Source organism: Negativicoccus succinicivorans, assembly GCF_014207605.1.
Taxonomy (GTDB): Bacteria; Bacillota; Negativicutes; order Veillonellales; family Negativicoccaceae; genus Negativicoccus; species Negativicoccus succinicivorans.
In genome coordinates, this window is the sequence record NZ_JACHHI010000001.1 from 287,847 (window position 1) to 300,354 (window position 12,508).

The following is a 12,508-nucleotide window of genomic DNA, read 5'->3' on the forward strand; positions in this document are numbered from 1 at the left end:
TTGCAATTCACTCATTATGAATTATTTTACACTATTTAACGGGAAAACGCTACTTATCTGACACCGGTTTTTCTTTCATTTAGCCAAATTCTCCGGATGGCCGCCGTGTTATCAAAAATACGCAATCCGAAACTCAACAGCGCCACATAGTAAATATCGATTCCCAATCGACTCCCGATAAAAACAAATAGCATCGCCACTAATGCATTGACAAAGAAACCGCTGAAAAAAATCGTGTGATCGTATTTCCCTTCCATATACGAGCGAACCCCTCCGAACACACTGTCCAAGCAGGCCATAATCGCTACCGAAAGGAACGGAGCATAGGAGATGGGAATCGCCCAGGGAAACCACATTCCCATCACAATTCCGAGAAACAAGCCGCCCAACATTAAGGCTACAATCATTTCGCCACCCCCGGTATTGCCTTTGCAAATTCCTGTTTACTCGGTCCGATATACGGATTGATTTGCAAGTTATTACTGGTCTCGATAGACACATTAATACCCCAATACTTCAAAGTATCTACCACTCCTCCGCGGAACTCCAGCGCCGATCGTAATAACTTCGGATCTCCAATTGCTTTGACTTGAAACGGAGTGCTGAACATTTTGCCGTTTACAGTAACTGTAGGACCGGCACAACGAATTTCACTCGTTCCAATCAAACGTTGTTCGTTTAGCGCAATGGCTTCCGCACCGGCAGCGCGTAATTCATTGATGACTTTTAAAATATCCTCATCATGTACGACATAAAGATTTTGGTTTTCACCCATCTTAAGCGGCTGCTTGCTGTCTTCAATCGTGACCACTACGCCCGGCCCCTCTACCGCAGTCAGACCGGCTCTGAATTTTAATTCATCCTGTTCACGTGTGGCGTCCGGTGTCAAACCTTCTGCCTGCAATTCTTGCAGCTCCTTCACTAAATCAGTTTTTTCCTGCTCGACCCGCATTAATTGCTGATACAAGTCTTCCACACGCATATTCATTGTCGTTGCTTGCATTTCTTTGTTGCTTTTATATTGCAATGACAGCATCATGCCCAAAATAACGCTGACCGCAAGCAACGCAACCGTTTTTGATTTCATTGCTGCCTCATTTCAATTTGATGTAGGGCGCACCTACATTGACGTCCACATAATCAACCGTCAAGTTTCGCAAGCGAATATCTTTCAACATGTTTTCGGATAATGGTGCCTGCTCGGCTGCATTTTCTACTGTGCCCAAATGAATCGGTATGTCATCACGTGTATACGCAATCAACTGCGTCGTGTCCCCGATATTAATTTCCGAGATTTGTTCGCTTCCTTTGAGCGAAAGATAGGACAAATACGCCAGTGCTTTTCGCAAGGCATCATCAGTAACCGTATCACCCAATAAGACATTGCCCAATTTTTTGCCGGTAATGAAAGGCACGTCCGTCCGTGTAATAGTCGGTCCTTCGGCAATAACTAAACCCGTTTTATCAAACACCGCAAAACCAAATTCCGTCGCGACGACGGCAATCGGACGACGTTCTTCCACCTGAATACGAATGGTTGCGGGAAACTCCCGATCCACTTTAGCGGAAGCAATCCGTAAATCACCGTTCAACCGACGGGAAATATCGGCTGTAGCGAGTTGTACAACGTTGATCGGACGTGAAATTTTGGCAACACGAAAAATCTCGTCTTGTGAAAGAACTTGCAGGCCTTCTACTTTAACACTGCCAAATGAAATCGGCGCCAGCGCCAGTAACAACAAAAGTCCAACAATGACCACTGCCAACCAAGCATAGGTGCCGCGTTTTCTATAAAAGGGTTTTTCATTCCGTGATTGCTGTTTCGGTCTTTTGCGTCGTCTTCTACGCGGCGGCTCCGGCTGTCCTTTCTCGACATTTTGTTCCAGTGGAACAACGGATGTTACCTCACCGTGTCGCTGCCGACGGAATGTTTCAAAATCCATATGCTGTGCCATTGATTACAATTTCTGGCACCCGGCGGTGCTTAAAATCGCTTCGCAAAGCGTCAGGAAGTCCATGCCTACAGCGTTAGCCGCCTTCGGCACTAAACTTGTTACCGTCATACCGGGCACAGTATTCACTTCCAAAATAAACGGGTTTCCTTTTTCATCCGTCATAAAATCGACACGTGCAACACCTTCACAATTCATCAAGCGATATGTCTGCTGTGCCAATTCTTGTAATTGCACCTGCAATGAATTGTCAATCGGCGCCGGTACTAAATAATCCGTCGCACCCGCCGTATACTTCGATGCATAATCATATACCCCTGAATGCGGTACGATTTGAATGACCGGTAATGCTTCTCCATTGAGAACAGAAGCGGTAAACTCATCGCCAAATAAATATTCTTCTACGACAATCCACGGATCATACTTAAACGCATCTTGCACCGCACGCGCAACTTCGCTTGCCTCGTGAATCACGCTGACTCCGATCGTTGAACCTTGGTTGGCGGCTTTAATCACAACCGGCAAAGTAAAACGTTCCAAAATATCCGCTACAATCATTTCCATTTCTTCTTCCTGGCGGTAAATGGAAAAAGGCGCCGTCGGCAAATCTGACTGGACAAAAAGTCGTTTACTGATAACTTTATCCATTGTTAAAGCACTGGCCAAAGGCCCCGATCCGGTGTAGGGAATGCCGAGCATTTCCAAAACGTTTTGAATAGCGCCGTCTTCCCCGTACTTACCATGCAACGCATTAAAAACGACTTGCGGTTGCACTTTTTGTATATCATTCAAAAAAGTTCGCGGATTAAATTCAAGCGTAGTTACTTTGTACCCTCCTTCTACCAACGCTTGTGCAATCGCAGCACCTGTGCGTCGGGAAACTTCCGCTTCCGTAGATGGGCCGCCCATAACCACCAAAATATCTTTAGTTTTGTCCCACAGTTTCATCCTGTTGTTCCCACCTTTGTTTAACCAGGTAACTGCATTCATTAATATTGCCCGCTCCCATCATAATAATAAGATCGCCGGGCTTACGAATGGTATCTAAGTACTCCGGAATCGTCGCTATATCCTGCACGTAGCGCGCTTCGTCTCCCGTTGCCTTTACCATATTCGGCAATAAAGTACCATCGACATTATCCCGCGGATCTTCACCGGCAGCGTAAATGTCCGTAAAAACCGTCAAATCGGCATCATGAAATGCGTCTGCAAATTCGTTTCGTAATAAATCCGTACGCGAATAACGATGCGGCTGAAACACACAAATCACTCGCTTCACGCCAATTTCTTTAGCGGCGGCAAGCGTCGCTTTAATTTCTGTCGGGTGATGCGCATAATCAGTAACCAACCAGTAGTTAGCGCTCCGATATAGTGTTTGAAAACGTCGTTTTGTGCCGGTAAAGTGCCCCAATGCCGCAATAATATCCGGTAACGATAAACCGGCCGCAAGAGCCGTCGCAATCGTTGCTAATGCGTTAAGCACGTTATATTTGCCCGAAACCTGCAGCATCACCTTCCCTAAACGTTGCTGTTCTTTGACCAAGGTAAAATGCAGGCAACCGTCGACATATGCTAAATCAGTGGCCGAATAGGTTGCCTCCGGAGAAAACCCGTAGGTAACATAAGCACACTTAACCTGTGGTAAAAGCTTGCGAATGACTTCGTTTTCTATACACAAAATGGCTTGGCCCTGTTTTTCATCCAGAGAATGAATGAATTCCACAAAAGCTGCTTCCAACCTTTCCATCGAGCCGTAGTAATCCAAATGATCATCTTCAATATTGGTAACTACCGCAAAAGCTGGTTGAAGCTTTAAGAACGACCCGTCGCTTTCATCGGCTTCGGCAATAACATGCGGGCCTTTTCCCGCTTTCGAATTGCCTTTTAAGTAATCTACTTCGCCTCCGATAACGATGGTAGGATCGACTCCGGCTTCTTCAAAGACCTGCCCCAGCATGGATGTGGTTGTGGTTTTACCATGTGCTCCGGCAACGGCAATGCCGCACCCGTCATTTAAAATGGCTGCTAAAACATCCGAGCGATGCATGACGGGGATACCTTTTTCTTTTGCCGCCACCACTTCCGGATTGTTCGGACGAATGGCCGTGGATACAACGACTACGTCAGCCCCATCCACATGAGAAGCATCATGGCCAAGATAAATGACCGCTCCGTGATTACGAAATTTTGCAAACACCGCGTCATCTTCCTGATCGGAGCCGGTAACCATATAGCCTCGTTGTAACAAGATATAGGTCAGCGCACGCATTCCCACGCCGCCAATTCCTACAAAATGAAATTTTTTATATTGACTCAAATTCATTGTTTTATCCCATCATTGAAAGCGCTAATTTCGCAATATCTTCCGCCGCTTGCGGTCTACCTAAGGAACGGCTGGCAGACGCCATCGACTCTAAACGTGTTCGGTTTTGTCGCAACGATTCTATCGTCTCATATAACAACGCACCGGTCAAATCTCTATTTTCAATAACCACCGCTGCACCTCTTTGCGCCAAGACCGCTGCGTTACGTCGTTGATGATCCGCAGCTGCATACGGATACGGCACCAAGATCGACGGCCGACCGAGCGCCGTAAGTTCGGCCAATCCCACCGCGCCGGCACGATACACCACCAAATCGGCCGCTGCCAGCGCATCGGGCATAGTATGTAAATACGGATATACCCGCAAATGCTTATGCTTTTCGCCGGTTAACGTGAATCCCTGCATGAACCTTTCGTACTCCTGTTCACCGGTAACATGCATCACTACTATTTCTGTATTCGTTTGGTAACGCGTGAGGACTTCCTGCATCGCTTGGTTAATTACCCGTGCACCGCGACTGCCGCCGGCAGCAAGCAGCACGAATGCATCTTCGGGCAGTCCCAACCGATTTCTGCTGACATCTCGTTGCGCGGCTAAAATTTCCCGACGCACAGGATTTCCTGTCACTACAATTTTTTTAGGTTGATGAAACTGTGCCGCCGCCTCTTCATAGCCAAGCGCAATTTTACGAACCACCTTGGATAGCAGGCGATTGGTGATCCCCGGCACCACATTCTGTTCCTGGATCAGTGTCGGGACACCGCTCAAAGCCGCAGCCAATAACATTGGCCCGCAAACATACCCGCCGGTACCGATCACAATATCCGGACGAAAGTCTCGCAAAATGGCTCCTGCCTTCACTACACTTTGCAAAGCTTCCCAGGCCGTTTTTCCATTTTGGGGTGTCAGTCGGCGCTCAAATCCGTGCAGACGTAAACTTATAAACGGGATATTCGCTTTGGGAACCAGTTCCGTTTCTAAGCCATTTTCACTGCCGACATATAAGAATTCCACATCTGTTACTTGGCGAATCGCATCCGCAATCGTCAGTGCGGGATAAATGTGCCCGCCGGTACCGCCGCCGGAAATAATTACTCGTCGCTTCATTAATTCTCCAACTCCGCTACTAAGCGACAAAAGTCACGCCCACGTTCCTGATAATTATGATACTGATCATAGCTCGATGCGGCCGGAGAGAAAAGCACCACCGTCGCATTATTTTTTTGTGCCAACTTCTGTGCTTTTTTGACCGCCTGCGCTAAATCACCGGCAAGTTCAATATTGGAAATTCCTTCTTTTTGAGCAGCAATAGAGAAACGCTCTTTACTATTCCCTAAGAAAACGATGCCCTTGCATTTCCGGGCAACCTGCATCAAAAGCGTTAAATCTGTTCCTTTATCATACCCCCCGGCAATCCACACGAGCGGCTGACTAAAACTTTGTAAAGCTTTTATTGTGGCATCCGTGTTCGTTGCTTTGGAATCATTATAATAAGTAATTCCTTCCTGTGTGGCTACATTTTCTACCCGATGCGGCAAGCCTTTAAATACACGTAAGACGCCCCGTATTACGGAAAGCGGTACACCCGCATGCTGTGCCATAAGTGACGCGGTGAGAATATTTAACCAATTATATTCACCTTTCAATAAAAGCTCATCGGCACTCAACAATACTTCCGGCACTCCGTTTGCATTTAAATACAATACATTGTCTTCTACATAGGCTCCGTTTTCTACTTTTCCTGCTGTAGAAACCCAAAGAATACGACTTTGCGCCTTCTCGGCAAAAGCGCGGCAATACGGATCCTGCGCATTTAAAATCAACACATCATCTGTTGTCTGGTTTTCAAAAATACGTGCTTTCGCCTGTACGTAAGAATCCATGTCACCATGACGCTCAAAGTGATCCGGTGTAATATTCAAAACCGCCGCCACATGAGGACGAAAGCGATCAATCATTTCCAATTGAAAGCTCGATACTTCAGCCACCACGATACCATCCGGAGAAAGTTCGCTGACTTGTTCAGAAAGCGCTTTACCGATATTTCCTCCGACCACATTTTTAAGTCCGCCGGCCGCAACCATATCCCCTAATAACGTAGTGGTCGTCGTTTTTCCGTTCGTACCGGTAATCGCATAGATCGGTGCCTGTGAGAGTTCATACGCAACTTCAATTTCAGAAACGACCGGAATGCCTGCTTCCGTGGCTGCCACTGCCAAAGGGATCGTCGGTGCAATCCCCGGTGACATTATAATTTGTTCCACCCCTGCCAAAAGACTCGACTTTTGTGCACCGAAAACACATTCAATACCCAGCGCCGTCAATGCTGCCGTTTTTTCTGCCGACAAATCCTTGACATCCGAAAGGATTACATTTGCTCCCGCTTTGGCAAGAGCCCGCGCTGCTCCGATGCCGCTGATTCCGGCCCCGATAACTAAAATTTTTGTGTTCGTATACTTCATGCTTATCACCGCTTCAAATTTTCCGCTCATTCACTCTAGATTGTTAAAGAAATACCGACGCCGACACAAAGTAACGCTGCCAGCCAAAAAGTATGAACCACCCTCACTTCCGACCAGCCTCCCAGTTCAAAGTGATGATGTAAAGGACTCATACGAAACAGGCGACGACCGGTAGTTTTAAATGATGCTACCTGTAAAATAACCGAGACCGCCTCCATTACAAACACACCGCCGATGATCACCAAAAGCAACTCTGTCCGCGTGACCAAAGCCAGTCCTGCAAACGCAGCGCCCAACGCCAATGACCCTGTGTCTCCCATAAAAACCTTTGCAGGATGGTAATTAAATGCCAAAAATCCTAAGCAAACACCGGCCAACGCGGCGGAAAATTGCGCCAATTCTAAATCGCGCGCGCTGAGGCTCAACCAAACAAATGCAGCCGCTACGAATGCGCTGATACCGGCAGCCAAGCCGTCCAAGCCGTCGGTTAAATTAACTGCATTCGTCGTTCCGACGATAACAATCATTGCAAAAAGATAATAAAAGTTACCGAGCGATATATTGGTATCGAGTAACGGTATATGAAGCGATGTCGGTAGCCCCAGAGAATCTGTCAATGCATACGCAAAAATCGCCGCCAAAAAAATTTGTCCGGCCAGTTTTTGTTTTGCAGTCAGCCCCAAGTTGCGATGGTGCAGTGCTTTGATAGCATCATCACTCAGACCGAGAGCAAAATGTCCCAGTATTAAAAAAAGTAACCAACCGTAAGCCGGACTCCAATTCCCGGCCAAAAGCAATGTTGTGAGAAATGCCAAAATCATTAAAATGCCCCCCATGGTTGGGGTGCCTGCTTTTTTGCGATGGGATTGCGGCCCTTCTTCGCGCACTTCCTGGCGCGCATTTAATCGGCGTAAAACCGGTAAACCGATCGCACCGAAAAGCAACATAAACAGTGCGCCGAACACACATACCCAAAAATTTGAATAAATACTCATACGGCCGTCCTTTTATTATTTATTCCATTCAGTTACCAAGGTGTCTAAACGCAGTGCGTGTGACCCTTTGATTAAAACAATATCACCTACCTGCAGCAGCGACTTTAACAGCGGCATTACTTCACTTGTGTTGGTAACACTACGTACATTCACATGCGCCTGTTTTTTTACTGCATCCCCCAGCGCATGGGCTAACGGACCGACGGTAATGAGCTCCGTAATCCCTGCCGAAATCACCGCAGCGGCAAGTTCTTCATGCATAGCCACTTCATCCGGCCCCAACTCCAGCATATCGCCAATCACTGCAACGTAACGTCCCTCGCCAAATTGGGATAAGGATGCCAGCGATGCGGCCATGGAAAGCGGATTGGCATTATACGCATCATTAATGAAACGGACTCCGTTTCGATCTACGACTTCCTGACGAAGCTCTCCGGATACAGCCTCCGCAAGTGCCCGCTGAATGCGATTTGCCGGCAACCCTAAAACACGCGCGACAGCCACCGCCGCTAACGCGTTAGCCACATTATGAGCGCCTAAAAGCGGTAAGGTGACAGGAAATACTTCATCAAAAATTCGGCAGGTAAATTTAGTTTTGCCAAGTCCGTATTGGATATCGAGCGCCTGCACATTTGCCTGCGGCTCAATTCCGTAACTAATCACTCGCCCACGACAAACGGATGCCATGTTGCGTACCCGTTTATCATTCCAGTTTAACACAGCCGTACCATTTTCCGGAATGGATTCAATTAATTCTTGCTTAGCGGCGGCAATGGCGTCCTGACTCCCAAGACGTTCCAGATGCGCCACACCGACATTCGTAACTACGCCGACCGTCGGTGCCGCAATTTCTGCCAAGCGCTTGATTTCGCCGCGAGCACGCATCCCCATCTCAACCACACACACTTCGTCTTCCGGTTGCAATGAAAGTAACGTCTGCGCTAAACCGATTTCGTTATTATAATTTTTTTCAGTCTTATGTACTCTAAACTTTTGCGCAAGTACACTTGCGATCAATTCTTTAGTAGTCGTTTTTCCACTGGAACCGGTAACGGCAATGACCGGCAGCGCAAAACGACGACGATGATACGCGGCAAGATCTTCCAATGCGCGACGTGTTTGCTTGACTCGATACACAGCCACTTCTTTAGGCAACTCCACAATATCCTGATCGCAGAGCACCGCCACAACGCCTTTCTCCACCGCTTGCTGCAGGTAATCGTGTCCATTGAAGCGCTCCCCTTTTAACGGCACAAACAGATCTCCGGAAAGTTCGCCGCGAGTATCCGTACTTATATTGTCTACCGCTACATCTTCAGGCCCTTGCAATTTTACGGCTGCCGTTGCTTGAATGATTTCCGCTTCTGTAAATTCCGCCATATTATTCTCCCCGCAGTGCTTTACGCGCTACTTCACGATCATCAAAATGAATGGTACCGCTATTCAAAATTTGATATGTTTCGTGCCCTTTTCCTGCGATCAAAACGACATCCCCCGGTTGTGCCTGGTCAATAATTTTATGAATGGCGGCGGCACGATCCACTTCGCATGCAATCGCAACTTTTGCAGAAGCGTTTTGTTGTGCGCCGGCATAGACTTCTCGGACAATTTGTTCAGGATTTTCGCTCCGTGGATTATCACTTGTAATAATAATAGAGTCCGCCAGTTTTGCGGCAACACCACCCATAATCGGACGTTTTTTTGCATCTCGATCGCCACCGCAACCGAAGGCCAATAACACTCGTCCATCGGTAATCTCACGGGCGGTTCGCAAAATATTTTCCAAACCGTCCGGCGTATGGGCATAATCAACGATAACTGTAAAATTCTGCCCCTCATCTACCCGCTCAAAGCGTCCCGCCACAGCGATAAAACTGGCCATACTGGCAAGTACTTGCGGCATTGCAATCCCCTCCATAAGAGCGGCACCTACCGCTGCCAAACTGTTGTACACATTAAACATACCGCTACTTTGGATCGTAAAAGGCCATTGTTGTCCACTATAATGCAATGTGCCCTTAGCTCCTTGTGCGGAAATGGCGACGTCGCTGATATATAAAGCGGCGTCTTTATTTTGTCCATATGTAAGCAAACGACAGTGGGAATGCAACACGGGATCTTGCATAACCTTACTATACGAATCGTCAGCATTGATCACTGCCGCCTTCGCTTCATTGCCTTCACTTTCCGCTACCATCGCAAAAAGCTTTGCTTTCGCCGCGGCATAATTATCCATTGTTTTGTGAAAATCCAAATGGTCCTGCGTCAAGTTGGTAAATACCGCGGTATCATATTTGCAGCCGGCCACACGGCCCAATGCCAATGCATGGGAAGATACTTCCATTACAACATGAGTAACGCCCGCCTCACGCATGCGAAATAATGTGTTTTGCAGCAAATCGACGTCCGGAGTTGTATTATGCACCGGCTCGGATACTCCGTTGATTACAATATTTACCGTACCGATAATGCCTACACAATATCCGGCATCTTCTAAAATATGTGCGATCATATGCGTGACCGTAGTTTTACCATTCGTTCCGGTGACGCCGATCATTCGCAATGAGCGCGCCGGATAGTCGTAGAAAAATGGTACCATAGCCTGCATGGCCATCACCGTGTCGGCGACAATGATTTGTGTCAGTTCCGGAAATGCATCCAAGTAATGGTCGCAAATAATCGCAACGGCGCCGTTAGCCATGGCGCTGTCCACAAACTTATGTCCGTCCACATGCGCACCGCGCAAGCAAATAAAAAGTCCATTGGCTTTTATTTTGCGGGAATCGGTGCTGAGGTTAGTAATTTCCCTTTCCTTATTCCCTCGACACACACCATTCTCCAAGACCTCTACTAATTGCGCGACTGTTTTCATCATAAACTCCTTAGTTAGAAAATAAGAAAGCAGCCTCACGGCTGCTTTTAATCCCGAATTTTATCCGATGGAGTAACACTGCGTGCAACCACGGTACTTGCTTTAGCGCTGCTGTAAACAGCCTGTGCGGGAATAGTCATCCCCAATTCCGTCTCCGCGATTCGCTGAATGCGTCCCGGCGCTTTCAGTTGCCCGACTTCCAACCGCAGCACTTCATTTGTCTTTGCTAATTCTACCACACGAGTGCGTACTTGTTGAACTTCGTAACCTTTTTGCGAAATAAAAATGTTGGCTCCATAGAGAACAAAGACAGCCAAGAACACCACAATCGCAACAACAATAGCCACCATTCGATTGCTCGCAGCTTCTTCTCTTACTTTGGGTTGCGAAACGGGTAGAGCTATACGGTGTTCCGCTAATTCATACTGCCAAACTGAACTTTTCGCCAACATTTCTCGTCACCTCATTTAAACTTTTTCTGCCACTCGCAAAATCGCACTCCGCGCTCGAGGATTATCCTCCAACTCCTGCTCGGTCGGCCGAATCGCCTTGCTGACATTTCGTAACGTCGCCTGATGCCCGCATTGGCATACCGGCAACTCCGGCGGACATATACAATCTCTTGCAAGATCTCGAAACGTATGCTTGATAATCCTGTCTTCCAAAGAATGGAAACTGATGATTCCGATTTTACCGCCGGGCTTCAATGTTCTTATCGCATTGCACACGGCTGTTTCTAAATCTCTTAACTCGCCGTTGACTTCGATCCGTATGGCTTGAAAGGTTCGTTTTGCAGGATGTGGTCCGGTACGCCGCGTCGCTGCCGGAATCGCCGCTTTGATAACTTCCACCAATTCTCCGGTGGTGGTAAGCAGGCCATTCTCTCGTCGTGCCACAATACGTTGTGCAATACGATTGGCAAATCGCTCTTCTCCGTACTGACGAATAACTTGCGCAAGTTCTTTTGCAGAATACGTATTGACAACCGTTGCCGCCGTTAACTCCTGGCGTTGATCCATGCGCATATCTAAGGGGGCGTCATGCTGATATGAAAATCCTCGTTCTTCTGTATCCAATTGGTAAGAAGACACCCCTAAATCACAAACGATTCCATCCACACCGGTAAATCCAAGCTCATTGACTACTTCATTTATCTCTATATAATTCCGCTGCACTAAATGAATCCGGCAGCGCATTTGCTCTAATCGTTGGCGAGCCGCCTGCAATGCAGCCGCATCCCGATCAATACCGATCAGACATCCATCTGCGGCAAGTCGCGAAGCAATTTCATGCGAATGGCCGCCACCGCCCAGTGTCATGTCGACGTATATGCCGTGAGGGTTCTGTACGACATTATCGACGGTCGCTTTCAGTAAGACTGTTACATGATGAAACATGTTCACCTACAAACTGAAGTCTATCGGCAGATCAATTCCTGCCGCCACATCACTAATGGAATCTCTGGCTGCCTCTTCCTGTGCCGCCAGCTGAGTTTTGCTCCAAATTTCAAGCTGATTGCCGGTACCGACTACAACTGCTTCCCGCTTGATTTGTGCATAGTCTCGTAAATGCGCAGGGAGCAAAATACGTCCCTGCTTATCGCATTCCACTTCACTACTGCCACCAATCAAAAAGCGAATCAGCATACGCACTTCTTTGCGCGTGCTGGAAAGCTGCTGTAGTCGTTCCGCCACTTGCTCCCACCGTTCGAGCGGATAAACGGTAACGCAAGCGTCCAAGCCGCGCGTAATTACAAAACGTTCGCCCAACTCTGCGCGAAACCCGGCGGGGATAATCATCCTGCCCTTGGCATCCACCGAGTGGGAATATTTTCCCATGAACACTTGCCTCACCCCTTTTCTCCACTTTTAACCACATTCTACCATAATTCCCCACTATGTTA

The 12,508-nt window shown here is 47.7% G+C and carries 13 protein-coding genes; all 13 read right to left on the minus strand.

Features of this window, described 5'->3' with window-relative positions; genetic code table 11:
- Nucleotides 1-53: 53 nt before the first annotated feature.
- The 13 genes from HNR45_RS01535 to mraZ are packed head-to-tail and all read right to left on the minus strand — an operon-like array spanning nucleotide 54 to nucleotide 12,443.
- Nucleotides 54-407: a small basic family protein gene (locus tag HNR45_RS01535; RefSeq protein WP_024049016.1), complete on the minus strand. Its 354-nt coding sequence runs from the start codon at nucleotides 405-407 to the stop codon at nucleotides 54-56.
- A complete protein-coding gene (locus tag HNR45_RS01540; protein ID WP_024049017.1) occupies nucleotides 404-1,087 on the minus strand; it encodes a DUF881 domain-containing protein in 684 nt (227 codons plus the stop codon). The genes HNR45_RS01535 and HNR45_RS01540 overlap by 4 nt, the downstream gene beginning before the upstream one ends.
- Nucleotides 1,088-1,094: 7 nt before the next feature.
- Nucleotides 1,095-1,943 (minus strand): cell division protein FtsQ/DivIB, encoded by an 849-nt coding sequence (locus tag HNR45_RS01545; RefSeq protein WP_184327492.1) that lies wholly within the window; start codon nucleotides 1,941-1,943, stop codon nucleotides 1,095-1,097.
- A gap of 15 nt (nucleotides 1,944-1,958) precedes the next feature.
- Nucleotides 1,959-2,900 (minus strand): D-alanine--D-alanine ligase, encoded by a 942-nt coding sequence (locus HNR45_RS01550; RefSeq protein WP_159821833.1) that lies wholly within the window; start codon nucleotides 2,898-2,900, stop codon nucleotides 1,959-1,961.
- Nucleotides 2,878-4,275, minus strand: a complete 1,398-nt coding sequence (murC, locus tag HNR45_RS01555; protein ID WP_159821831.1) for a UDP-N-acetylmuramate--L-alanine ligase — start codon at nucleotides 4,273-4,275, stop codon at nucleotides 2,878-2,880. The genes HNR45_RS01550 and murC overlap by 23 nt, the downstream gene beginning before the upstream one ends.
- Before the next feature lie 4 nt (nucleotides 4,276-4,279).
- Nucleotides 4,280-5,383, minus strand: coding sequence for an undecaprenyldiphospho-muramoylpentapeptide beta-N-acetylglucosaminyltransferase (gene murG / locus HNR45_RS01560; RefSeq protein ID WP_159821829.1), 1,104 nt, complete (start codon nucleotides 5,381-5,383; stop codon nucleotides 4,280-4,282).
- A complete protein-coding gene (gene murD, locus HNR45_RS01565) occupies nucleotides 5,383-6,738 on the minus strand; it encodes a UDP-N-acetylmuramoyl-L-alanine--D-glutamate ligase (protein WP_159821827.1) in 1,356 nt (451 codons plus the stop codon). Before murD ends, murG begins: the two co-directional genes overlap by 1 nt.
- Before the next feature lie 35 nt (nucleotides 6,739-6,773).
- Complete coding sequence (mraY, locus tag HNR45_RS01570) at nucleotides 6,774-7,733, minus strand: phospho-N-acetylmuramoyl-pentapeptide-transferase (protein WP_159821825.1); 960 nt, start codon at nucleotides 7,731-7,733, stop codon at nucleotides 6,774-6,776.
- Between the two features lie 15 nt (nucleotides 7,734-7,748).
- Entirely contained in the window at nucleotides 7,749-9,113 is a 1,365-nt protein-coding gene (locus tag HNR45_RS01575) for a UDP-N-acetylmuramoyl-tripeptide--D-alanyl-D-alanine ligase (protein ID WP_159821823.1), read from the minus strand.
- A 1-nt stretch (nucleotide 9,114) separates the two neighbouring features.
- Entirely contained in the window at nucleotides 9,115-10,605 is a 1,491-nt protein-coding gene (locus HNR45_RS01580; RefSeq protein WP_159822389.1) for a UDP-N-acetylmuramoyl-L-alanyl-D-glutamate--2,6-diaminopimelate ligase, read from the minus strand.
- A gap of 47 nt (nucleotides 10,606-10,652) precedes the next feature.
- Nucleotides 10,653-11,054 carry an FtsB/FtsL family cell division protein gene (locus tag HNR45_RS01585; protein WP_159821821.1) on the minus strand — a complete coding sequence of 134 codons (402 nt, stop codon included), beginning with the start codon at nucleotides 11,052-11,054 and terminating at the stop codon, nucleotides 10,653-10,655.
- Between the two features lie 18 nt (nucleotides 11,055-11,072).
- Nucleotides 11,073-12,002: a 16S rRNA (cytosine(1402)-N(4))-methyltransferase RsmH gene (gene rsmH / locus HNR45_RS01590; protein ID WP_159821819.1), complete on the minus strand. Its 930-nt coding sequence runs from the start codon at nucleotides 12,000-12,002 to the stop codon at nucleotides 11,073-11,075.
- A 6-nt stretch (nucleotides 12,003-12,008) separates the two neighbouring features.
- Complete coding sequence (mraZ, locus tag HNR45_RS01595; protein ID WP_024049028.1) at nucleotides 12,009-12,443, minus strand: division/cell wall cluster transcriptional repressor MraZ; 435 nt, start codon at nucleotides 12,441-12,443, stop codon at nucleotides 12,009-12,011.
- Between the last annotated feature and the right edge of the window lie 65 nt (nucleotides 12,444-12,508).